The 23,917-nt window shown below is 52.6% G+C and carries 24 protein-coding genes; 21 read left to right on the top strand and 3 right to left on the bottom strand.

The window, feature by feature from the left end; translation table 11 throughout:
• Positions 1–8: 8 nt before the first annotated feature.
• Positions 9–668, bottom strand: coding sequence for a flagellar basal body P-ring formation chaperone FlgA (flgA, locus tag RTW80_RS04240; protein WP_000879704.1), 660 nt, complete (start codon positions 666–668; stop codon positions 9–11).
• Between the two features lie 155 nt (positions 669–823).
• Here flgA and flgB point away from each other — a divergent pair, with 155 nt between their 5' ends.
• The 11 genes from flgB (at position 824) to flgL (ending at position 10,792) form a co-directional block, all read left to right on the top strand.
• Positions 824–1,240, top strand: coding sequence for a flagellar basal body rod protein FlgB (gene flgB, locus RTW80_RS04235; protein ID WP_000884702.1), 417 nt, complete (start codon positions 824–826; stop codon positions 1,238–1,240).
• A 3-nt stretch (positions 1,241–1,243) separates the two neighbouring features.
• Positions 1,244–1,648 (top strand): flagellar basal body rod protein FlgC, encoded by a 405-nt coding sequence (gene flgC, locus RTW80_RS04230; RefSeq protein WP_001196460.1) that lies wholly within the window; start codon positions 1,244–1,246, stop codon positions 1,646–1,648.
• Positions 1,649–1,659: 11 nt separating this feature from the next.
• Positions 1,660–2,355: a flagellar hook assembly protein FlgD gene (flgD, locus tag RTW80_RS04225; RefSeq protein ID WP_000020484.1), complete on the top strand. Its 696-nt coding sequence runs from the start codon at positions 1,660–1,662 to the stop codon at positions 2,353–2,355.
• A gap of 24 nt (positions 2,356–2,379) precedes the next feature.
• Positions 2,380–3,588, top strand: a complete 1,209-nt coding sequence (gene flgE / locus RTW80_RS04220) for a flagellar hook protein FlgE (RefSeq protein ID WP_312718488.1) — start codon at positions 2,380–2,382, stop codon at positions 3,586–3,588.
• 19 nt (positions 3,589–3,607) lie between these two features.
• Positions 3,608–4,363 carry a flagellar basal-body rod protein FlgF gene (gene flgF, locus RTW80_RS04215; RefSeq protein WP_000349309.1) on the top strand — a complete coding sequence of 252 codons (756 nt, stop codon included), beginning with the start codon at positions 3,608–3,610 and terminating at the stop codon, positions 4,361–4,363.
• 171 nt (positions 4,364–4,534) lie between these two features.
• On the top strand, positions 4,535–5,317 hold the full coding sequence (gene flgG / locus RTW80_RS04210) for a flagellar basal-body rod protein FlgG (protein WP_000625860.1): 783 nt from the start codon (positions 4,535–4,537) through the stop codon (positions 5,315–5,317).
• A 52-nt stretch (positions 5,318–5,369) separates the two neighbouring features.
• Positions 5,370–6,068 carry a flagellar basal body L-ring protein FlgH gene (gene flgH, locus RTW80_RS04205; RefSeq protein WP_001295442.1) on the top strand — a complete coding sequence of 233 codons (699 nt, stop codon included), beginning with the start codon at positions 5,370–5,372 and terminating at the stop codon, positions 6,066–6,068.
• 11 nt (positions 6,069–6,079) lie between these two features.
• Complete coding sequence (gene flgI, locus RTW80_RS04200) at positions 6,080–7,177, top strand: flagellar basal body P-ring protein FlgI (protein ID WP_000589315.1); 1,098 nt, start codon at positions 6,080–6,082, stop codon at positions 7,175–7,177.
• Complete coding sequence (gene flgJ / locus RTW80_RS04195; RefSeq protein WP_001295441.1) at positions 7,177–8,118, top strand: flagellar assembly peptidoglycan hydrolase FlgJ; 942 nt, start codon at positions 7,177–7,179, stop codon at positions 8,116–8,118. The genes flgI and flgJ overlap by 1 nt, the downstream gene beginning before the upstream one ends.
• 65 nt (positions 8,119–8,183) lie before the next feature.
• Complete coding sequence (gene flgK / locus RTW80_RS04190; protein ID WP_000096472.1) at positions 8,184–9,827, top strand: flagellar hook-associated protein FlgK; 1,644 nt, start codon at positions 8,184–8,186, stop codon at positions 9,825–9,827.
• An 11-nt stretch (positions 9,828–9,838) separates the two neighbouring features.
• Positions 9,839–10,792 (top strand): flagellar hook-associated protein FlgL, encoded by a 954-nt coding sequence (gene flgL / locus RTW80_RS04185; protein WP_001212781.1) that lies wholly within the window; start codon positions 9,839–9,841, stop codon positions 10,790–10,792.
• A 195-nt stretch (positions 10,793–10,987) separates the two neighbouring features.
• On the opposite strand, the gene rne is transcribed toward flgL, so the two are convergent.
• Entirely contained in the window at positions 10,988–14,173 is a 3,186-nt protein-coding gene (gene rne / locus RTW80_RS04180) for a ribonuclease E (protein ID WP_063119298.1), read from the bottom strand.
• A gap of 572 nt (positions 14,174–14,745) precedes the next feature.
• On the opposite strand from rne, the gene rluC reads away from it, so the two are divergent.
• The gene (gene rluC, locus RTW80_RS04175) at positions 14,746–15,705 is read left to right on the top strand and encodes a 23S rRNA pseudouridine(955/2504/2580) synthase RluC (protein WP_032247668.1); all 960 of its coding nucleotides are present in this window, start codon (positions 14,746–14,748) and stop codon (positions 15,703–15,705) included.
• 111 nt (positions 15,706–15,816) lie between these two features.
• Here the strand turns inward: rluC and yceF are convergent, their stop codons facing one another.
• Positions 15,817–16,401 (bottom strand): 7-methyl-GTP pyrophosphatase, encoded by a 585-nt coding sequence (gene yceF, locus RTW80_RS04170; protein WP_001125202.1) that lies wholly within the window; start codon positions 16,399–16,401, stop codon positions 15,817–15,819.
• Positions 16,402–16,599: 198 nt separating this feature from the next.
• On the opposite strand from yceF, the gene yceD reads away from it, so the two are divergent.
• The 9 genes from yceD (at position 16,600) to pabC (ending at position 23,915) form a co-directional block, all read left to right on the top strand.
• The gene (gene yceD, locus RTW80_RS04165) at positions 16,600–17,121 is read left to right on the top strand and encodes a 23S rRNA accumulation protein YceD (protein ID WP_001174482.1); all 522 of its coding nucleotides are present in this window, start codon (positions 16,600–16,602) and stop codon (positions 17,119–17,121) included.
• A gap of 51 nt (positions 17,122–17,172) precedes the next feature.
• The gene (gene rpmF / locus RTW80_RS04160; protein ID WP_000290727.1) at positions 17,173–17,346 is read left to right on the top strand and encodes a 50S ribosomal protein L32; all 174 of its coding nucleotides are present in this window, start codon (positions 17,173–17,175) and stop codon (positions 17,344–17,346) included.
• A gap of 80 nt (positions 17,347–17,426) precedes the next feature.
• Positions 17,427–18,497 (top strand): phosphate acyltransferase PlsX, encoded by a 1,071-nt coding sequence (gene plsX, locus RTW80_RS04155; RefSeq protein WP_000197578.1) that lies wholly within the window; start codon positions 17,427–17,429, stop codon positions 18,495–18,497.
• A 67-nt stretch (positions 18,498–18,564) separates the two neighbouring features.
• The gene (gene fabH, locus RTW80_RS04150; protein ID WP_000288146.1) at positions 18,565–19,518 is read left to right on the top strand and encodes a beta-ketoacyl-ACP synthase III; all 954 of its coding nucleotides are present in this window, start codon (positions 18,565–18,567) and stop codon (positions 19,516–19,518) included.
• 15 nt (positions 19,519–19,533) lie between these two features.
• Positions 19,534–20,463, top strand: coding sequence for an ACP S-malonyltransferase (fabD, locus tag RTW80_RS04145; RefSeq protein ID WP_000191372.1), 930 nt, complete (start codon positions 19,534–19,536; stop codon positions 20,461–20,463).
• 12 nt (positions 20,464–20,475) lie between these two features.
• Positions 20,476–21,210, top strand: a complete 735-nt coding sequence (gene fabG, locus RTW80_RS04140; protein ID WP_001008535.1) for a 3-oxoacyl-ACP reductase FabG — start codon at positions 20,476–20,478, stop codon at positions 21,208–21,210.
• A 210-nt stretch (positions 21,211–21,420) separates the two neighbouring features.
• The gene (acpP, locus tag RTW80_RS04135; RefSeq protein ID WP_000103754.1) at positions 21,421–21,657 is read left to right on the top strand and encodes an acyl carrier protein; all 237 of its coding nucleotides are present in this window, start codon (positions 21,421–21,423) and stop codon (positions 21,655–21,657) included.
• Between the two features lie 87 nt (positions 21,658–21,744).
• A complete protein-coding gene (gene fabF, locus RTW80_RS04130; protein WP_000044677.1) occupies positions 21,745–22,986 on the top strand; it encodes a beta-ketoacyl-ACP synthase II in 1,242 nt (413 codons plus the stop codon).
• A 119-nt stretch (positions 22,987–23,105) separates the two neighbouring features.
• Positions 23,106–23,915, top strand: coding sequence for an aminodeoxychorismate lyase (gene pabC / locus RTW80_RS04125; RefSeq protein WP_000478709.1), 810 nt, complete (start codon positions 23,106–23,108; stop codon positions 23,913–23,915).
• Positions 23,916–23,917: the final 2 nt, after the last annotated feature.

The raw sequence follows: 23,917 nt of genomic DNA, 5'->3' as shown, positions 1-23,917 counted from the left end.
TTAACAGCTTACAGGTTTATAAGAATATTCCCATCTGCATCAACAACGCCGCTGACTACCTGTCCCGATACCATGCGCACCCGCGCATTCTGTGCGACGGCTGCATTGTTCAGCGCCTGACCTTCTGCGTTGGCGCTAAACCCATCACCGCTGGCGATCACGTTGACGCGTTGTCCCGCTTTTACCCGCCATGCCTGGCGAAACTGGGTTAACTGGATAGGTTGATCGGGTGATAGATCGCGCAGGCTAATGGCATCAACAAGTTGATTGATATCCAGCACCGTACGCGGTGGCAGGGTATCCAGCCGTCCGCGTTTCAGTTTGACATTGCCAGCTTCCAGCTTTCCTCCCCGCGCAATGGGCATCGCGGCAACCACATAATTTCCTGTGGCCTGTACATTAACCTGTAAATATCGTTTGTCGTTACCGCAGCGTGCCAACACATTCACATTGCCCCACAGGCGGGAATTATTGCTCATCGAAAGCAATGGCTGCTCGCACGGCGGTAGTAGATTGGGCGCTGTACGAATAGAAACACGAACCTCATCACTTACCCCCGCGAGCTGGGCGCTAAAAAAGGTTTGCAATTGCGATGTGAGATTGCTCGCCGCACTTAACGGACTGAACAGTATCGCAATGATCGCCACGCTACGTTTTATTGCCAGCATTTTCGCCCCCCAGCCATTTCTACAACGTGAATTGTACCTGTCCGCAATGGTCATCAACGGCATAAATAGCGACCCATTTTGCGTTTATTCCGCCGATAACGCGCGCGTAAAGGCATTTAAGCTGATGGCAGAATTTTGATACCTGCGGAGGAGATATGCTCGATAAGCTCGACGCCGCCTTACGTTTTCAACAAGAGGCGCTCAATCTGCGCGCCCAGCGTCAGGAAGTGCTGGCAGCAAACATCGCCAATGCCGATACCCCTGGTTATCAGGCGCGCGATATCGATTTTGCCAGTGAACTTAAAAAAGTCATGCAACGTGGACGGGATGCAACCAGTGTGGTTGCACTGACGATGACCTCAACGCAACACATCCCGGCGCAGGCGCTGACGCCTCCTACCGCAGAACTGCAATACCGTATTCCGGACCAGCCTTCGCTTGACGGTAATACCGTCGATATGGATCGCGAACGCACCCAGTTTGCCGATAACAGCCTGCAATACCAGATGAGCCTTAGCGCGTTGAGCGGGCAAATCAAAGGCATGATGAACGTTTTACAGAGCGGAAATTAACGGATGGCACTGCTGAATATTTTTGATATCGCCGGGTCGGCGTTAACTGCCCAGTCCCAGCGCCTGAACGTGGCGGCCAGTAATCTGGCAAATGCTGATAGCGTGACCGGTCCTGATGGACAGCCATATCGGGCAAAACAGGTGGTATTCCAGGTTAACGCTGCACCAGGTGCTGCGACAGGCGGCGTAAAGGTTGCCGATGTTATAGAAAGTCAGGCCCCGGACAAACTGGTTTATGAACCGGGTAATCCGCTGGCAGATGCAAAGGGCTATGTAAAAATGCCGAACGTTGATGTCGTCGGGGAGATGGTTAACACCATGTCGGCGTCACGCAGCTATCAGGCCAATGTTGAAGTGCTCAACACGGTGAAAAGCATGATGCTGAAAACCCTTACGCTCGGTCAATAAAGGAGAAAGCTATGTCCATTGCGGTAACCACCACCGATCCGACAAATACCGGCGTCAGTACCACCAGCAGTAGTTCGCTCACGGGCAGCAACGCCGCAGATTTACAAAGCAGTTTTCTGACTTTGCTGGTGGCGCAGCTGAAAAACCAGGACCCGACCAATCCAATGGAAAACAACGAGCTGACGTCGCAATTGGCACAAATCAGCACGGTCAGCGGGATTGAAAAACTCAATACCACGCTCGGCTCTATTTCCGGACAGATTGATAACAGCCAGTCGTTACAGGCCAGTAACCTGATCGGTCACGGCGTGATGATCCCCGGCACCACTGTTCTTGCGGGAACCGGTAGTGAAGAAGGGGCTGTGACCACGACCACGCCGTTTGGTGTTGAGCTGCAACAGGCGGCAGACAAAGTTACGGCCACCATCACCGATAAAAATGGCGCGGTTGTGCGCACCATTGATATTGGTGAACTGACCGCCGGAGTCCACAGTTTCACTTGGGACGGTACGTTGACTGACGGCAGCACTGCGCCGAACGGTTCTTACAACGTAGCGATTAGCGCCAGTAACGGTGGTACACAATTGGTTGCCCAGCCGCTGCAGTTTGCTCTGGTGCAGGGTGTGATCCGCGGCAACAACGGTAATACGCTGGATCTCGGCACTTACGGCACCACCACCCTCGACGAAGTACGGCAGATAATTTAAGCCTTCACATTTCAGGAGTCAGTCATGGCCTTTTCTCAAGCGGTTAGCGGATTAAACGCTGCCGCCACCAACCTCGATGTTATTGGCAACAATATCGCCAACTCCGCCACCTACGGCTTTAAATCAGGCACGGCCTCTTTTGCCGATATGTTTGCCAGTTCGAAAGTGGGACTGGGGGTAAAAGTTGCCGGTATCACTCAGGACTTTACCGATGGCACGACCACCAACACCGGGCGCGGTCTGGACGTTGCTATCAGCCAGAACGGTTTTTTCCGTCTGGTAGATAGCAACGGTTCGGTGTTCTACAGCCGTAACGGACAATTTAAGCTGGATGAAAACCGTAACCTGGTGAATATGCAAGGTTTACAGCTGACGGGTTACCCGGCAACCGGTACGCCGCCGACTATTCAGCAAGGGGCGAATCCGACTAATATTACGATCCCGAATACCCTGATGGCAGCGAAAACTACCACTACGGCGTCGATGCAGATCAACCTGAATTCCAGCGATCCGCTTCCCTCTGTTAACGCATTTGATGCCAGCAATGCGGATAGCTATAACAAAAAAGGTTCGGTGACTGTTTTCGACAGTCAGGGTAATGCTCATGACATGAGCGTCTACTTTGTGAAGACCGGGGATAATAACTGGCAGGTCTACACCCAGGATAGCAGTGATCCAAACAGCATTGCGAAGACAGCGACAACACTGAAATTTAATGCTAATGGCACATTAGTGGATGGTGCGATGGCGAATAATATCGCAACCGGCGCAATTAACGGCGCAGAACCCGCCACGTTTAGCCTGAGCTTCCTCAACTCCATGCAGCAAAATACCGGCGCTAACAACATTGTGGCAACCACCCAGAATGGCTACAAACCGGGCGATCTGGTGAGTTATCAAATCAATGATGACGGTACGGTTGTCGGCAACTATTCCAACGAACAAACCCAACTGCTGGGGCAGATTGTACTGGCGAACTTTGCCAACAACGAAGGTCTGGCATCCGAAGGCGACAACGTCTGGTCTGCGACGCAATCTTCTGGCGTGGCGCTGTTGGGGACAGCCGGGACGGGCAACTTTGGCACCCTGACCAACGGTGCGCTGGAAGCGTCCAACGTCGATCTCAGTAAAGAACTGGTCAATATGATCGTTGCCCAGCGTAACTATCAGTCTAACGCCCAGACCATCAAAACCCAGGACCAGATCCTCAACACGCTGGTTAACTTACGCTAATCGCTGACGGGATAGCTCAATGGATCACGCAATTTATACCGCGATGGGAGCAGCCAGCCAGACGCTGAATCAACAGGCGGTAACCGCCAGTAATCTGGCCAATGCCTCAACGCCCGGTTTTCGCGCGCAGTTAAACGCCTTGCGTGCAGTGCCGGTGGAAGGGCTTTCACTGCCTACGCGCACGCTGGTAACGGCGTCAACACCGGGTGCAGACATGACGCCCGGCAAGATGGATTACACCTCGCGCCCGTTGGACGTTGCGTTGCAGCAGGATGGCTGGCTGGCCGTGCAGACCGCTGACGGCAGCGAAGGGTATACGCGTAATGGCAGCATTCAGGTTGATCCCACCGGGCAACTGACAATTCAGGGGCATCCGGTGATAGGCGAGGCGGGGCCAATTGCTGTGCCGGAAGGGGCGGAAATCACTATTGCTGCCGATGGCACAATCTCGGCGCTCAATCCGGGCGATCCGGCAAATACGGTTGCGCCAGTGGGGCGTCTGAAACTGGTGAAAGCCACGGGCAGCGAAGTGCAACGCGGTGACGACGGCATTTTTCGTTTAAGCGCAGAAAGCCAGGCCACGCGTGGGCCGATACTGCAGGCAGATCCAACCTTGCGTGTGATGTCGGGGGTTCTGGAAGGCAGTAACGTCAATGCCGTTGCGGCAATGAGCGACATGATTGCCAGCGCGCGGCGTTTTGAAATGCAGATGAAGGTGATCAGCAGCGTCGATGATAACGCAGGCCGTGCCAACCAACTGCTGTCGATGAGTTAATTGAAAGGATACATGACAAGTATAAGTTGCCCGATGCGCAAGTTTATCGGGTCTATGGGGGCAATCGCAATTTATCGATTTTGCGAGCACTTGTAGGCCGGATAAGGCGTTTACGCCGCATCCGGCAAGAAGACATATGCACTTTGTCACTAATCCACTACAGGACATTTTATGATCAGTTCATTATGGATCGCCAAAACGGGCCTTGACGCCCAGCAAACCAATATGGACGTCATTGCCAACAACCTGGCAAACGTCAGTACTAACGGTTATAAGCGTCAGCGCGCGGTGTTTGAAGATCTGCTTTATCAAACCATTCGCCAGCCGGGGGCACAGTCTTCCGAACAAACCACCTTACCCTCCGGATTACAAATCGGCACGGGGGTACGCCCGGTCGCCACTGAACGCTTACACAGCCAGGGAAACCTGTCGCAGACCAACAACAGCAAAGATGTCGCGATTAAAGGGCAGGGCTTTTTCCAGGTGATGTTGCCAGATGGCTCATCAGCCTATACCCGTGACGGCTCTTTCCAGGTGGATCAGAACGGGCAGCTGGTGACGGCTGGTGGTTTTCAGGTACAGCCAGCGATCACCATTCCGGCGAATGCGTTAAGTATCACCATCGGTCGTGATGGCGTGGTCAGCGTAACCCAACAAGGCCAGGCAGCTCCGGTTCAGGTTGGGCAGCTCAATCTCACCACCTTTATGAATGATACCGGGCTGGAGAGCATTGGCGAAAACCTCTACACCGAAACGCAATCCTCCGGTGCACCGAACGAAAGCACGCCGGGCCTGAACGGCGCGGGACTGCTGTATCAAGGGTATGTTGAAACGTCTAACGTCAACGTGGCGGAAGAACTGGTCAATATGATTCAGGTGCAACGCGCTTACGAAATCAACAGTAAAGCGGTGTCCACCACCGATCAGATGCTGCAAAAACTGACGCAACTCTAAGGCTTAACCGGTGGCAGGTTCACCGGTTTACTGTTTTTTGAAGATGATAGCCATGCAAAAAAACGCTGCGCATACTTATGCCATTTCCAGCTTGTTGGTGCTTTCACTAACCGGCTGCGCCTGGATACCCTCCACGCCGCTGGTGCAGGGGGCGACCAGTGCACAACCGGTTCCCGGTCCGACGCCCGTCGCCAACGGTTCTATTTTCCAGTCTGCTCAGCCGATTAACTATGGCTATCAACCGCTGTTTGAAGATCGTCGACCACGCAATATTGGCGATACGCTGACCATCGTGTTGCAGGAGAACGTCAGCGCCAGCAAAAGCTCCTCTGCGAATGCCAGCCGTGACGGTAAAACTAATTTTGGCTTTGATACTGTGCCGCGCTATTTGCAGGGGCTGTTTGGTAACGCTCGTGCCGATGTCGAAGCCTCCGGTGGTAACACGTTCAACGGAAAGGGCGGGGCCAATGCCAGCAATACCTTTAGCGGCACGTTGACGGTGACGGTTGACCAGGTACTGGTCAACGGCAACCTGCATGTGGTGGGTGAAAAACAGATTGCCATTAATCAGGGTACCGAATTTATTCGCTTCTCTGGCGTGGTTAATCCACGCACTATCAGCGGCAGCAATACCGTACCGTCTACTCAGGTGGCGGATGCGCGCATTGAATACGTAGGCAATGGCTACATTAACGAAGCGCAAAATATGGGCTGGTTGCAGCGTTTCTTCCTTAACCTGTCGCCAATGTAAGTGAGGCTGTGGTGATTAAATTTCTCTCTGCATTAATTCTTCTACTGGTCACGACGGCGGCTCAGGCTGAGCGTATTCGCGATCTCACCAGTGTTCAGGGGGTAAGGCAAAACTCACTGATTGGCTATGGTCTGGTGGTGGGGCTGGATGGCACCGGTGACCAGACAACCCAGACGCCGTTTACCACACAAACGCTTAATAACATGCTCTCACAGCTGGGAATTACCGTTCCGACGGGCACCAATATGCAGCTAAAAAACGTCGCTGCGGTAATGGTGACAGCGTCACTTCCTCCGTTTGGACGTCAGGGGCAAACCATCGATGTGGTGGTTTCTTCCATGGGTAATGCCAAAAGCTTGCGTGGAGGTACGTTGTTGATGACACCGCTTAAGGGCGTTGACAGTCAGGTGTATGCGCTGGCGCAGGGCAATATTCTGGTTGGCGGCGCAGGAGCCTCCGCTGGCGGTAGCAGTGTTCAGGTTAACCAACTGAACGGTGGACGGATCACCAATGGTGCGGTTATTGAACGTGAATTGCCCAGCCAGTTTGGCGTCGGGAATACCCTTAATTTGCAACTTAACGACGAAGATTTCAGCATGGCGCAGCAAATCGCTGATACCATCAACCGCGTGCGTGGATATGGCAGCGCCACCGCGTTAGATGCGCGGACTATTCAGGTGCGCGTACCGAGTGGCAACAGTTCCCAGGTCCGCTTCCTTGCCGATATTCAGAATATGCATGTTAATGTCACCCCGCAGGACGCTAAAGTAGTGATTAACTCGCGCACCGGTTCGGTGGTGATGAATCGCGAAGTGACCCTCGACAGCTGCGCGGTAGCGCAGGGGAATCTCTCAGTAACAGTTAATCGTCAGGCCAATGTCAGCCAGCCAGATACACCGTTTGGTGGTGGACAGACTGTGGTTACTCCACAAACGCAGATCGATTTACGCCAGAGCGGCGGTTCGCTGCAAAGCGTACGTTCCAGCGCCAGCCTCAATAACGTGGTGCGCGCGCTCAATGCGCTGGGCGCTACGCCGATGGATCTGATGTCCATACTGCAATCAATGCAAAGTGCGGGATGTCTGCGGGCAAAACTGGAAATCATCTGATGATCAGCGACAGCAAACTACTGGCAAGTGCGGCCTGGGATGCGCAATCACTCAACGAACTAAAGGCGAAAGCGGGCGAAGATCCGGCGGCAAATATCCGTCCGGTGGCCCGTCAGGTGGAAGGGATGTTCGTGCAGATGATGTTGAAAAGCATGCGCGACGCTTTACCAAAAGATGGCCTGTTCAGCAGCGAGCACACTCGCCTGTATACCAGTATGTATGACCAGCAGATTGCCCAACAGATGACGGCGGGCAAAGGTCTGGGGCTTGCAGAGATGATGGTTAAACAGATGACGCCAGAACAACCATTGCCAGAGGAGTCTACGCCAGCAGCACCGATGAAATTCCCGCTCGAAACTGTGGTGCGTTATCAAAATCAGGCGCTTTCGCAGCTGGTGCAAAAGGCCGTGCCACGTAACTACGATGATTCGCTGCCGGGTGACAGTAAAGCATTCCTCGCGCAACTCTCGCTGCCCGCCCAACTGGCAAGCCAGCAAAGCGGTGTGCCACATCATTTGATCCTCGCTCAGGCGGCACTGGAATCTGGTTGGGGGCAACGGCAAATCCGCCGCGAAAACGGCGAGCCGAGCTATAACCTGTTTGGTGTCAAAGCCTCTGGCAACTGGAAAGGGCCAGTTACTGAAATCACCACGACTGAATATGAAAACGGCGAAGCGAAGAAAGTAAAAGCGAAGTTTCGGGTCTACAGCTCGTATCTGGAAGCATTGTCGGATTACGTTGGGCTGTTAACACGTAACCCGCGCTACGCCGCCGTGACGACCGCCGCGAGTGCGGAGCAGGGGGCGCAGGCCCTACAGGACGCGGGGTATGCTACCGATCCTCACTATGCCCGTAAACTCACCAACATGATCCAGCAGATGAAATCGATAAGCGACAAGGTGAGCAAAACCTACAGCATGAACATTGATAATCTGTTCTGAATAACTCAAGTCCGGCGGGTCGCTGCCGATAATACTCTGTAATTGAAGGCTTATAAGGAACCTCCATGTCCAGCTTGATCAATAACGCCATGAGCGGACTGAACGCGGCCCAGGCGGCGTTAAATACGGCAAGTAATAATATCTCCAGCTATAACGTTGCCGGATATACCCGCCAAACCACTATTATGGCGCAGGCCAATAGCACGTTGGGCGCTGGCGGCTGGGTTGGCAATGGTGTCTACGTTTCTGGTGTGCAGCGTGAGTATGATGCTTTTATTACCAACCAGTTACGTGCGGCGCAGACGCAAAGTAGCGGCCTGACTGCCCGCTATGAGCAGATGTCGAAAATCGACAATATGCTCTCCACCAGTACCTCTTCGCTGGCAACACAGATGCAGGATTTCTTCACCAGCCTGCAAACGCTGGTGAGTAACGCGGAAGACCCGGCAGCGCGCCAGGCGCTGATTGGGAAATCAGAAGGGTTGGTGAATCAGTTTAAAACCACCGATCAATATCTGCGCGACCAGGACAAACAGGTCAATATCGCGATAGGTGCCAGCGTTGATCAGATCAACAATTACGCTAAACAAATTGCCAGCCTGAACGATCAAATCTCGCGCCTGACAGGCGTGGGGGCAGGGGCCTCACCTAACAATCTGCTGGATCAACGCGATCAACTGGTGAGCGAATTAAACCAGATTGTTGGCGTAGAAGTCAGCGTTCAGGATGGCGGTACTTATAACATCACGATGGCCAATGGTTACTCACTGGTTCAGGGAAGTACGGCGCGGCAACTGGCGGCAGTTCCTTCCAGCGCCGACCCTTCTCGTACGACTGTCGCTTACGTTGATGGGACGGCAGGCAATATTGAGATCCCGGAGAAATTACTGAATACCGGGTCGCTGGGCGGCATTCTGACATTCCGTTCTCAGGATCTGGACCAGACGCGTAATACGCTTGGACAACTGGCGCTGGCATTTGCCGAGGCTTTCAACAGCCAACACAAAGCCGGATTTGATGCCAACGGCGATGAGGGTGAAGATTTCTTTGCTATCGGTAAGCCCGCGGTTCTGCAAAACACTAAAAACAACGGTAACGTTGCGATCGGTGCCACGGTAACTGATGCCTCCGTGGTACTGGCGACAGATTACAAAATCTCGTTCGATAATAATCAGTGGCAGGTCACCCGCCTTGCCAGCAATACCACTTTTACGGTGACACCAGATGCCAACGGTAAAGTGGCATTTGATGGTCTGGAGTTGACGTTTACAGGAACGCCTGCCGTTAACGACAGCTTCACGCTGAAACCAGTAAGTGACGCCATCGTCAACATGGATGTATTAATCACCGACGAAGCGAAAATCGCGATGGCGAGCGAAGAAGATGCGGGTGATAGCGACAACCGCAACGGTCAGGCCCTGCTGGATCTGCAAAGCAACAGTAAAACGGTGGGCGGAGCGAAATCCTTTAACGACGCTTATGCCTCGTTAGTGAGTGATATCGGTAATAAAACCGCGACGTTGAAAACCAGTAGCACCACGCAAGGTAATGTGGTGACGCAGCTTTCCAATCAGCAGCAGTCGATTTCCGGTGTCAATCTCGATGAGGAGTACGGAAATCTGCAACGTTTTCAGCAGTATTACCTGGCGAATGCGCAGGTTCTGCAGACGGCAAACGCGATTTTTGATGCGCTGATTAACATTCGCTAAGGGGAGATAAAATGCGTTTCAGTACCCAGATGATGTACCAGCAAAACATGCGCGGCATCACCAATTCTCAGGCAGAATGGATGAAGTACGGCGAGCAGATGTCGACGGGTAAGCGAGTCGTTAACCCTTCTGACGATCCCATTGCAGCATCACAAGCGGTAGTTCTCTCCCAGGCACAGGCGCAAAACAGCCAGTACACGCTGGCGCGAACTTTCGCCACTCAAAAAGTGTCACTGGAAGAGAGTGTACTTAGCCAGGTCACCACTGCTATCCAGAATGCTCAGGAAAAAATTGTCTATGCCAGCAATGGCACTTTGAGTGACGATGACCGGGCCTCGCTGGCTACGGATATTCAGGGGCTTCGTGACCAGTTGCTGAATCTGGCGAACACCACTGACGGTAACGGGCGCTACATTTTTGCCGGTTATAAAACAGAGACTGCGCCGTTTAGCGAAGAGAAAGGGAAATACGTCGGTGGAGCAGAAAGTATTAAACAACAGGTCGATGCTTCGCGTTCGATGGTGATAGGGCACACGGGTGACAAAATTTTCGACAGTATTACCAGCAACGCGGTAGCGGAACCAGACGGTAGCGCTTCTGAAACCAATCTTTTTGCCATGCTGGATAGTGCCATCGCAGCCCTGAAAACGCCGGTCGCGGATAGCGAAGCGGATAAAGAAACCGCCGCTGCGGCGTTAGATAAAACCAACCGCGGACTGAAAAACTCGCTGAACAATGTGCTGACTGTTCGCGCGGAATTAGGCACGCAGCTGAACGAACTGGAGTCGCTGGATTCATTAGGTAGCGATCGCGCTTTAGGGCAAACGCAGCAGATGAGCGATCTGGTTGATGTGGACTGGAATGCAACTATTTCATCTTACATCATGCAGCAAACGGCATTGCAGGCATCGTATAAAGCATTTACCGATATGCAGGGATTGTCGCTCTTCCAGCTCAACAAATAATTTCGCTTTAAAACATATCATGAAACTGGGTATGTTTTGTCTGCCTGCTCTGGGATCGCTGGGGCGGGCATTTTTTTGCCTATTTTGCATTGTTGGTTAGCAAGGATGCCATTCGATGAATTTTAATATGTTGATTCAAAGATGAAATAAAAAAGCCCTGGCAGTTACCAGGGCTTGATTACTTTGAGCTAATTATTACTCAACAGGTTGCGGACGCGCAGGAGCGGCAGAGGCATGATGTGTTGCCGTATGACCACCTGCGGCACCTTTACCTTCGAAGGCAAAAGTAGGGCGCTGCCAGTCACTGTGACGCGGTGCCTCCGGAACATATTCCGGTGCCGGAGCGCGCGTCATTGGCGCGGTAGCGTGGTTATGCTCAACGGTGACCTCAGGTTCGACCGCAGCTACCGTTTCAACTTCTGCTGCGACTTCAGCGACTACTGGCGCGGCAGGTTGAGCAACAACTTCAGGTTCAGCAACTACAACCTCAGCAGTTTCGACAACTTCTTCAATATCTGCCGTCTCTTCCTGCGGTTCAACCACCGGTTCTGCTTGTTCTGCAACTTCCTGGGCTACGGCAACATCAGACTCGGTAATCACCTGCGGCTGTTCAGTTACCGCGGCAGCAATCACTTCAGGATGCGTCGTTTCAACCACTTCCGGTTGCGGTTCGGCAACCTGAACGGGGGCTTCTACGAAACCGGCCACTTCTTCAACAACTGGCGCGCTAACAACCGGTTCGATAGCGGCGGCGACAGGGACCTCAGTCACCATCGGCTGCACATGTACTTCTTCCTGTTCGCGCTGCTCTTCAACCAGTACATCTTGTGGACGTACAATTGGATAGCGGATCCAGACTTTGCCAGAGGCCAGTTCCGGAGACGCGCACGCTACGGTCAACGGCATTGGCGACTGGGTTGGATAACGCTCGTCACGATAGCGACGACGACGCTGACCACTCACGCGCAGGTGACGAGGCGAGCGGCGAGAACGACGCGGCATGCCACCGTTGTCACGGTTATCAGCATTGTTCTCTTCTTGCTGTTCTGGTGCAGTTTGCGCTACGACTGGCAGCGGGACTTTCACCAGTTCTGTGCGTGGAGCTGGAGCTTCCTGAACAATTGGTTCGGCAGCGGCAGTTTCTTCAACCACCGGTGCGACTACCGCTTCTTCGGCTACGCTTTGCTCGTAACGCACTTTCTGATTGAGCTGACGCTGTTTACGACGCGGCTGAACCGGACGTACACGTTCTTCCTGTTCGGTTTCCTGAACAGATTGCTCTTCAACATTCAGCGCCTTCGCTTCTTGTTGCGCCTGACGTTTATCATCGTTACGGCGGCGGCTACGTTCACGACGCGGCGCTTGCTGCTCGTCGGTGGTACGTGCTTTTTCCGTTACCTCAGCTTGCTGACGGCTCTCACGCGTCTCGGCAGTCTGCTGCTGTGCCTGGCGACGATTACGACGGTTTTCTTCGCGATTATCGCTGCCTTCAGTACGTTCGCTACGGGTGTCGCGGCGCTCATTACGGTCACGGCGGTTGTTCTGACGAGGCTTGCGACGATCCTGTTGACGTTCCGGTTTCGCTTCTGCTTTCGGTGTTGGTTGCTCGGTCGGTTTGGCTTCTTCACCACCGCTGAACAGCGCTTTCAGTGCGCCGAAGAAGCGGCTTAATAGCCCAGGTTGTGCAGGAGCTGCTGGTGTTGCCGTTGCAGCTTTCGGTGCTGGGGCTACGACAGTCGCGGCAGGTTCAGCTGGGGTTGGCGCTGGCGGCACATCCGGCATGGCAAAGGTTGCCAGTGCAGGTTGTTCAGGACGCTTACGTTCAGCGAACTCTTCTTCAGACGGCAGCGCCATCGCTTCTTCATGCAGTTTCGGCAGCATGTAGCTTAAGGTCGGCGTTTCTTCCCCTTTGCGCACGCGCAACACGTGGTAGTGCGGGGTTTCCATCTGATCGTTTGGCACAATCACGCAGCGAACACCGTCCTGACGCGTTTCAATCGCATTCACCGCAGAACGTTTTTCATTCAGCAGGTAAGAAGCGATTGGCACAGGAACAATGGCGTGAACTTCCTGGGTGTTCTCTTTCAGCGCTTCTTCTTCGATCAGACGCAGAATAGAGAGCGACAGCGATTCGTTGTCACGCACGGTGCCAGTACCAGAACAACGCGGACAAACGTGATGACTGGATTCACCCAGTGATGGGCTCAGGCGCTGACGGGACATTTCCAGCAGGCCAAAGCGAGAAATATGGCTGATTTGAATACGCGCACGGTCCTGACGCACCGCTTCACGCAGACGGTTTTCTACCGCACGCTGGTGGCGTACAGGCGTCATGTCGATGAAGTCGATAACAATCAGGCCGCCGAGGTCACGCAGGCGCAGCTGACGAGCAATCTCATCGGCAGCTTCGAGGTTGGTGTTAAACGCGGTTTCTTCGATATCGCCGCCGCGGGTCGCGCGTGCGGAGTTGATGTCGATGGCAGTTAACGCTTCGGTACTGTCGATAACAATCGAACCACCGGATGGCAGACGGACTTCACGCTGGAAGGCGGACTCGATCTGCGACTCGATCTGGTAGTGGCTGAACAGCGGGATCTCGCCGGTGTACAGTTTGATTTTGCTGCTGAAATCCGGGCGACCTAATGCAGCGATATGCTGACGTGCCAGTTCGAGCACTTTCGGGTTATCGATAAGGATTTCGCCGATGTCCTGGCGTAAGTAATCGCGGAAAGCGCGAACGATTACGTTGCTCTCCTGATGAATCAGGAACGGGGCCGGGCGGCTTTCAGCGGCTTTTTTGATGGCTTCCCAGTGTTTCAGACGGAAGCTTAAATCCCATTGCAGTGCCTCAGCAGATTTGCCGACGCCAGCGGTGCGCACGATAAGCCCCATGCCTTCCGGCAGTTCAAGGCTTGCCAGTGCTTCTTTTAATTCGGTACGGTCGTCGCCTTCGATACGGCGAGAAATGCCACCCGCGCGCGGGTTGTTCGGCATCAGAACCAGATAGCTACCCGCCAGACTGATAAAGGTGGTTAATGCCGCGCCTTTGTTGCCGCGCTCTTCTTTATCGATCTGAACAATGACTTCCTGACCTTCACGCAACACATCTTTAATGTTGGGACGACCATGAGCACTGTAGTTAGCAGGGAAATATTCGCGGGCAATTTCTTTTAGTGGGAGGAAACCGTGACGTTCAGCGCCGTAATCAACAAAAGCAGCTTCCAGACTCGGTTCAATGCGGGTGATTTTACCTTTGTAGATGTTTGCCTTTTTCTGCTCGTGCCCTGGACTTTCGATATCCAGGTCATACAGACGCTGCCCATCTACAAGGGCAACGCGCAACTCTTCCTGCTGAGTTGCGTTGATTAACATTCTTTTCATCGTAACTTACTCATTATTCTTACATTGACGACTAAGCTGCGGGCAAAGTAACGCCTTTCCGGGTGTGAACCGATGGCCTCGTGTCTAGTCGCGTCGCCAACCTCACGGTTATCGTCAGCTCAAAGAGGCGCAGAGTGTCGGTTGCCCGTTTTTCATGCGGAAAAACAGCGCAATTATCAAAGAAACAGACTGGGTATTACTCTCCAGAAATATTTCCATCTACCGGTAAGGACTGCAACCCGCAGCCCGCTAACTGCCTGAAAGATCAATACGTCTTACGCCATTGCTGCGTGGATGATCGGTCGGGCAAAATGGGTTATTCCGTAAAATTTCTTGTTTTAACAAGGATGGACACGGAAACGGCCTCATTATTCCACTGCAAGCCTTGTTATAGCAAGATGACTTTTACCATTTATCACCCGCTTACTCACAGTTTTTTCACTTCTTGCTGGTGATTGGTTTAATAACCATCAATAAAGTGATCACGCAGTGAAGTAATAAGGTGCAAAAGTAAATATAAGCATAGAAAAATGAGTGGCGCGAATCCTGTTGGCTAATTAGAATCGCCAACCATGAAAACAGAGACTCCATCCGTAAAAATTGTTGCTATCACCGCTGACGAAGCGGGGCAACGTATCGATAACTTTTTGCGTACCCAATTGAAAGGCGTACCAAAAAGTATGATTTACCGTATTTTGCGTAAAGGCGAAGTGCGGGTGAACAAAAAACGTATTAAGCCTGAATATAAACTCGAAGCGGGTGATGAGGTGCGTATTCCACCGGTTCGCGTTGCTGAGCGGGAAGAAGAGGCGGTTTCGCCACATCTGCAAAAGGTGGCGGCGCTGGCGGACGTCATCTTATATGAAGATGATCACATCCTGGCGCTGAATAAACCTTCCGGTACGGCGGTACATGGCGGCAGTGGTTTAAGCTTCGGCGTTATTGAAGGTTTGCGGGCGTTGCGCCCGGAAGCGCGGTTCCTTGAACTGGTTCATCGTCTTGACCGGGACACCTCAGGTGTTTTGCTGGTAGCGAAAAAACGCTCGGCGTTGCGTTCTCTGCATGAGCAATTACGTGAAAAAGGGATGCAAAAAGATTACCTGGCGCTGGTGCGCGGTCAGTGGCAGTCGCATGTGAAGAGCGTTCAAGCGCCGTTATTGAAAAATATTCTGCAAAGCGGCGAACGTATCGTGCGTGTCAGTCAGGAAGGCAAACCGTCGGAAACACGCTTTAAAGTGGAAGAACGCTATGCATTTGCCACCCTGGTGCGTTGTAGCCCGGTAACCGGACGTACTCATCAGATCCGTGTGCATACACAGTATGCGGGTCATCCGATTGCCTTTGACGATCGCTACGGTGACCGTGAATTTGACAGACAGCTCACTGAAGCAGGCACGGGATTAAATCGTCTGTTCCTGCACGCCGCAGCGTTGAAGTTTACCCATCCGGGGACCGGTGAGGTGATGCGTATCGAAGCGCCGATGGATGAAGGTTTGAAGCGTTGTTTGCAAAAGCTGCGTAACGCGCGCTAATACAAGCATATAAGCCTGATAATGGGCGGTTGGCCTGATAAGGCGTTTACGCCGCATCAGGCCGCCTGCACCGATTGCCGGATGCGACGTAACCGCATCCGGCGCAAACAACTATCCCATCAGCGGGTTTTTCCCTTCCCGACGTAACATCTGACACAGCGCGATTAGCGGTAAACCAACCAGCGTGTTAGGGTCACGTCCCTCTAAACGCTCAAACAGCGTAATGCCAAATCCTTCACTCTTAAAGCTACCCGCGCAGTGCAGGGGATGCTCCTTACGCACGTAATTATCAATCTCCGCCTCGCTCAGGTGACGGAAATGGACGTCAAAAGGCTCCACTTCTGTTTGCAGATGCCCATTCGCCGAATTAAACAACGCCAGTCCAGTATAGAAGGTGACGATATTGCCGCTGGCTTTGCGTAATTGCAGACGGGCATTTTCTTCCGTTAACGGTTTACCGGTGATTTCGCCATCAAGAACACATACCTGGTCTGAACCAATAATTAAATGATCCGGATAACGTGACGCCAGAGATTGCGCTTTTTCTTGTGCCAGTCGAAGCACCAACTGTCGCGGTGATTCGTCGCTGCGTGGGGTTTCGTCGACCTCTGGTGCTGCACATTCAAAAGAGATTTGCAGTTTTTCCAGAAGAGCGCGACGCCATGGCGAGGTGGAGGCTAAAATAAGTTTAGGCATATTTTTTTCCATCAGATATAGCGTATTGATGATAGCCATTTTAAACTATGCGCTTCGTTTTGCAGGTTGATGTTCGTTATCAGCACTGAACGAAAATAAAGCAGTAACCCGCAATGTGTGCGAATTATTGGCAAAAGGCAACCACAGGCTGCCTTTTTCTTTGACTCTATGACGTTACAAAGTTAATATGCGCGCCCTATGCAAAAGGTAAAATTACCCCTGACTCTCGATCCGGTTCGTACGGCTCAAAAACGCCTTGATTACCAGGGTATCTATACCCCTGATCAGGTTGAGCGCGTCGCCGAATCCGTAGTCAGTGTGGACAGTGATGTGGAATGCTCCATGTCGTTCGCTATCGATAACCAACGTCTCGCAGTGTTAAACGGCGATGCGAAGGTGACGGTAACGCTCGAGTGTCAGCGTTGCGGGAAGCCGTTTACTCATCAGGTCTACACAACGTATTGTTTTAGTCCTGTGCGTTCAGACGAACAGGCTGAAGCACTGCCGGAAGCGTATGAACCGATTGAGGTTAACGAATTCGGTGAAATCGATCTGCTTGCAATGGTTGAAGATGAAATCATCCTCGCCTTGCCGGTAGTTCCGGTGCATGATTCTGAACACTGTGAAGTGTCCGAAGCGGACATGGTCTTTGGTGAACTGCCTGAAGAAGTGCAAAAGCCAAACCCATTTGCCGTATTAGCCAGCTTAAAGCGTAAGTAATTGGTGCTCCCCGTTGGATCGGGGATAAACCGTAATTGAGGAGTAAGGTCCATGGCCGTACAACAGAATAAACCAACCCGTTCCAAACGTGGCATGCGTCGTTCCCATGACGCGCTGACCGCAGTCACCAGCCTGTCTGTAGACAAAACTTCTGGTGAAAAACACCTGCGTCACCACATCACTGCCGACGGTTACTACCGCGGCCGCAAGGTCATCGCTAAGTAATCACGCGTCTGCGTGATGAAGCTTAGTGAGGATTTTCCCCAGGCAACTGGGGAAAGACCAAACCGGGCGGCGACGATACCTTGACACGTCTAACCCTGGCGTTAGATGTCATGGGAGGGGATTTTGGCCCTTCCGTGACAGTGCCTGCAGCATTGCAGGCACTGAATTCTAATTCGCAACTCACTCTTCTTTTAGTCGGCAATCCCGACGCCATCACGCCATTACTTGCTAAAGCTGACTTTGAACAACGTTCGCGTCTGCAGATTATTCCTGCGCAGTCAGTTATCGCCAGTGATGCCCGGCCTTCGCAAGCTATCCGCGCCAGTCGTGGGAGTTCAATGCGCGTGGCCCTGGAGCTGGTGAAAGAAGGTCGAGCGCAAGCCTGTGTCAGTGCCGGTAATACCGGGGCACTGATGGGGCTGGCAAAATTATTACTCAAGCCCCTGGAGGGGATTGAGCGTCCGGCGCTGGTGACGGTATTACCACATCAGCAAAAGGGCAAAACGGTGGTCCTTGACTTAGGGGCCAACGTCGATTGTGACAGTACAATGTTGGTGCAATTTGCCATTATGGGCTCAGTTCTGGCTGAAGAGGTGGTGGAAATTCCCAATCCTCGCGTGGCGTTGCTCAATATTGGTGAAGAAGAAGTAAAGGGTCTCGACAGTATTCGGGATGCCTCAGCGGTGCTTAAAACAATCCCTTCTATCAATTATATCGGCTATCTTGAAGCCAATGAGTTGTTAACTGGCAAGACAGATGTGCTGGTTTGTGACGGCTTTACAGGAAATGTCACATTAAAGACGATGGAAGGTGTTGTCAGGATGTTCCTTTCTCTGCTGAAATCTCAGGGTGAAGGGAAAAAACGGTCGTGGTGGCTACTGTTATTAAAGCGTTGGCTACAAAAGAGCCTGACGAGGCGATTCAGTCACCTCAACCCCGACCAGTATAACGGCGCCTGTCTGTTAGGATTGCGCGGCACGGTGATAAAAAGTCATGGTGCAGCCAATCAGCGAGCTTTTGCGGTCGCGATTGAACAGGCAGTGCAGGCGGTGCAGCGACAAGTTCCTCAGCGAATTGCCGCTCGCCTGGAATCTGTATACCCAGCTGGTTTTGAGCTGCTGGACGGTGGCAAAAGCGGAACTCTGCGGTAGCAGGACGCTGCCAGCGAACTCGCAGTTTGCAAGTGACGGTATATAACCGAAAAGTGACTGAGCGTACATGTATACGAAGATTATTGGTACTGGCAGCTATCTGCCCGAACAAGTGCGGACAAACGCCGATTTGGAAAAAATGGTGGACACCTCTGACGAGTGGATTGTCACTCGTACCGGTATCCGCGAACGCCACATTGCCGCGCAAAACGAAACCGTTTCAACCATGGGCTTTGAAGCGGCGACACGCGCAATTGAGATGGCGGGCATTGAGAAAGACCAGATTGGCCTGATCGTTGTGGCAACGACTTCTGCTACGCACGCTTTCCCGAGCGCAGCTTGTCAGATTCAAAGCATGCTGGGCATTAAAGGTTGCCCGGCATTTGACGTTGCAGCAGCCTGCGCAGGTTTCACCTATGCATTAAGCGTAGCCGATCAATACGTGAAATCTGGGGCGGTGAAGTATGCTCTGGTCGTCGGTTCCGATGTACTGGCGCGCACCTGCGATCCAACCGATCGTGGGACTATTATTATTTTTGGCGATGGCGCGGGCGCTGCGGTGCTGGCTGCCTCTGAAGAGCCGGGAATCATCTCCACCCATCTGCATGCCGACGGTAGCTATGGTGAGTTGCTGACGCTGCCTAATGCTGACCGTGTGAATCCAGAGAATTCAATTCATCTGACGATGGCGGGCAACGAAGTCTTCAAGGTTGCGGTAACGGAACTGGCGCACATCGTTGATGAGACGCTGGCGGCAAATAATCTTGACCGTTCTCAACTGGACTGGCTGGTTCCGCATCAGGCTAACCTGCGTATTATCAGTGCAACGGCGAAAAAACTCGGTATGTCTATGGACAATGTCGTGGTGACGCTGGATCGCCACGGTAATACCTCTGCGGCCTCTGTCCCGTGCGCGCTGGATGAAGCTGTACGCGACGGGCGCATTAAGCCGGGGCAGTTGGTTCTGCTTGAAGCCTTTGGCGGTGGATTCACCTGGGGCTCCGCGCTGGTTCGTTTCTAGGATAAGGATTAAAACATGACGCAATTTGCATTTGTGTTCCCTGGACAGGGTTCTCAAACCGTTGGAATGCTGGCTGATATGGCGGCGAGCTATCCAATTGTCGAAGAAACGTTTGCTGAAGCTTCTGCGGCGCTGGGCTACGACCTGTGGGCGCTGACCCAGCAGGGGCCAGCTGAAGAACTGAATAAAACCTGGCAAACCCAGCCAGCGCTGTTGACTGCATCTGTTGCGCTGTACCGCGTATGGCAGCAGCAGGGCGGTAAAGCACCGGCAATGATGGCCGGTCACAGCCTGGGGGAATACTCCGCGCTGGTTTGCGCTGGTGTGATTGATTTCGCTGATGCGGTGCGTCTGGTTGAGATGCGCGGCAAGTTCATGCAAGAAGCCGTACCGGAAGGCACGGGCGCTATGGCGGCAATCATCGGTCTGGATGATGCGTCTATTGCGAAAGCGTGTGAAGAAGCTGCAGAAGGTCAGGTCGTTTCTCCGGTAAACTTTAACTCTCCGGGACAGGTGGTTATTGCCGGTCATAAAGAAGCGGTTGAGCGTGCTGGCGCTGCCTGTAAAGCTGCGGGCGCAAAACGCGCTCTGCCGTTACCAGTGAGCGTACCGTCTCACTGTGCGCTGATGAAACCAGCAGCCGACAAACTGGCAGTAGAATTAGCGAAAATCACCTTTAACGCACCAACAGTTCCTGTTGTGAATAACGTTGATGTGAAATGCGAAACCAATGGTGATGCCATCCGTGACGCACTGGTACGTCAGTTGTATAACCCGGTTCAGTGGACGAAGTCTGTTGAGTACATGGCAGCGCAAGGCGTAGAACATCTCTATGAAGTCGGCCCGGGCAAAGTGCTTACTGGCCTGACGAAACGCATTGTCGACACCCTGACCGCCTCGGCGCTGAACGAACCTTCAGCGATGGCAGCGGCGCTCGAGCTTTAAAAGAGGAAAATCATGAATTTTGAAGGAAAAATCGCACTGGTAACCGGTGCAAGCCGCGGAATTGGCCGCGCAATTGCTGAAACGCTCGCAGCCCGTGGCGCGAAAGTTATTGGCACTGCGACCAGTGAAAATGGCGCTCAGGCGATCAGTGATTATTTAGGTGCTAACGGCAAAGGTCTGATGTTGAATGTGACCGACCCGGCATCTATCGAATCTGTTCTGGAAAAAATTCGCGCGGAATTTGGTGAAGTGGATATCCTGGTCAATAATGCCGGTATCACTCGTGATAACCTGTTAATGCGAATGAAAGATGAAGAGTGGAACGATATTATCGAAACCAACCTTTCATCTGTTTTCCGTCTGTCAAAAGCGGTAATGCGCGCTATGATGAAAAAGCGTCATGGTCGTATTATCACTATCGGTTCTGTGGTTGGTACCATGGGAAATGGCGGTCAGGCCAACTACGCTGCGGCGAAAGCGGGCTTGATCGGCTTCAGTAAATCACTGGCGCGCGAAGTTGCGTCACGCGGTATTACTGTAAACGTTGTTGCTCCGGGCTTTATTGAAACGGACATGACACGTGCGCTGAGCGATGACCAGCGTGCGGGTATCCTGGCGCAGGTTCCTGCGGGTCGCCTCGGCGGCGCACAGGAAATCGCCAACGCGGTTGCATTCCTGGCATCCGACGAAGCAGCTTACATCACGGGTGAAACTTTGCATGTGAACGGCGGGATGTACATGGTCTGACCGCGATTTGCACAAAATGCTCATGTTGCGCGCAGTCTGCGTGGTTATGAGTAATAATTAGTGCAAAATGATTTGCGTTATTGGGGGGTAAGGCCTCAAAATAACGTAAAATCGTGGTAAGACCTGCCGGGATTTAGTTGCAAATTTTTCAACATTTTATACACTACGAAAACCATCGCGAAAGCGAGTTTTGATAGGAAATTTAAGAGTATGAGCACTATCGAAGAACGCGTTAAGAAAATTATCGGCGAACAGCTGGGCGTTAAGCAGGAAGAAGTTACCAACAATGCTTCTTTCGTTGAAGACCTGGGCGCGGATTCTCTTGACACCGTTGAGCTGGTAATGGCTCTGGAAGAAGAGTTTGATACTGAGATTCCGGACGAAGAAGCTGAGAAAATCACCACCGTTCAGGCTGCCATTGATTACATCAACGGCCACCAGGCGTAAGTGAACATCTCCAGGCGGTCGTTCGACCGCCTGAGTTTTATCTTTTTGTCCCACTAGAATCATTTTTTCCCTCCCTGGAGGACAAACGTGTCTAAGCGTCGTGTAGTTGTGACCGGACTGGGCATGTTGTCTCCTGTCGGCAATACCGTAGAGTCTACCTGGAAAGCTCTGCTTGCCGGTCAGAGTGGCATCAGCCTAATCGACCATTTCGATACTAGCGCCTATGCAACGAAATTTGCTGGCTTAGTAAAGGATTTTAACTGTGAGGACATTATCTCGCGCAAAGAACAGCGCAAGATGGATGCCTTCATTCAATATGGAATTGTCGCTGGCGTTCAGGCCATGCAGGATTCTGGCCTTGAAATAACGGAAGAGAACGCAACCCGCATTGGTGCCGCAATTGGCTCCGGGATTGGCGGCCTCGGACTGATCGAAGAAAACCACACATCTCTGATGAACGGTGGTCCACGTAAGATCAGCCCATTCTTCGTTCCGTCAACGATTGTGAACATGGTGGCAGGTCATCTGACTATCATGTATGGCCTGCGTGGCCCAAGCATCTCTATCGCGACCGCCTGTACTTCCGGCGTGCACAACATTGGCCATGCTGCGCGTATTATCGCGTATGGCGATGCTGACGTGATGGTTGCAGGTGGCGCAGAGAAAGCCAGTACGCCGCTGGGTGTTGGTGGTTTTGGCGCGGCACGTGCATTATCTACCCGCAATGATAACCCGCAAGCGGCGAGCCGCCCGTGGGATAAAGAGCGTGATGGCTTCGTACTGGGCGATGGTGCCGGTATGCTGGTACTTGAAGAGTACGAACACGCGAAAAAACGCGGTGCGAAAATTTACGCTGAACTCGTCGGCTTTGGTATGAGCAGCGATGCTTATCATATGACGTCACCGCCAGAAAATGGCGCAGGCGCAGCTCTGGCAATGGCAAATGCTCTGCGTGATGCAGGCATTGAAGCGAGTCAGATTGGCTACGTTAACGCGCACGGTACTTCTACGCCGGCTGGCGATAAAGCTGAAGCGCAGGCGGTGAAAGCCATCTTCGGTGAAGCTGCAAGCCGTGTGTTGGTAAGCTCCACGAAATCTATGACCGGTCACCTGTTAGGTGCGGCGGGGGCAGTAGAGTCTATCTACTCCATCCTGGCGCTGCGCGATCAGGCTGTTCCGCCAACCATCAACCTGGATAACCCGGATGAAGGTTGCGATCTGGATTTCGTACCGCATGAAGCACGTCAGGTCAGCGGAATGGAATACACGCTGTGTAACTCCTTCGGCTTCGGTGGCACTAATGGTTCTTTGATCTTTAAAAAGATCTAAGTTGTCATTTCCCACCCATATAAAAGGTCCGCTTGCGGGCCTTTTTTCTTAGCTTTTATTCCGACTTGTTCCGTAGTGAACATGCTGCCACACTAACAATTCTCTGATAAGGAGCCGGTATGTTCTTAATTAACGGTTATAAGCAGGAATCGCTGGCAGTAAGCGATCGGGCAACGCAGTTTGGTGATGGTTGTTTTACCACTGCCAGAGTTATCGACGGTAAAGTCAGTTTGTTATCGGCGCATATCCAGCGACTACAGGATGCTTGTCAGCGGTTGATGATTTCCTGTGACTTCTGGCCTCAGCTTGAACAAGAGATGAAAACGCTGGCAGCAGAACAGCAAAATGGTGTACTGAAAGTCGTGATCAGTCGCGGTAGTGGCGGGCGAGGGTACAGCACATTGAACAGCGGACCAGCAACGCGGATTCTCTCCGTTACGGCTTATCCTGCACATTACGACCGTTTGCGTAACGAGGGGATGACGTTGGTGCTAAGCCCGGTGCGGCTGGGGCGCAATCCTCATCTTGCAGGTATTAAACATCTTAATCGGCTTGAGCAAGTATTGATTCGCTCTCATCTTGAGCAGACAAACGCTGATGAGGCGCTGGTCCTTGACAGCGAAGGGTGGGTTACGGAATGCTGTGCGGCTAATTTGTTCTGGCGGAAGGGCAACGTAGTTTATACGCCGCGACTGGATCAGGCAGGTGTTAACGGCATTATGCGACAATTCTGTATCCGTTTGCTGGCACAATCCTCTTATCAGCTTGTCGAAGTGCAAGCTTCTCTGGAAGAGGCGTTGCAGGCAGATGAGATGGTTATTTGTAATGCGTTAATGCCAGTGATGCCCGTACGTGCCTGTGGCGATGTCTCCTTTTCGTCAGCAACGTTATATGAATATTTAGCCCCACTTTGTGAGCGCCCGAATTAGTC

Origin of the sequence: Escherichia sp. AM3, assembly GCF_032029835.1 — a bacterium.
GTDB lineage: Bacteria > Pseudomonadota > Gammaproteobacteria > Enterobacterales > Enterobacteriaceae > Escherichia > Escherichia coli.
This window is presented reverse-complemented; position numbering and strand designations above follow the sequence as displayed.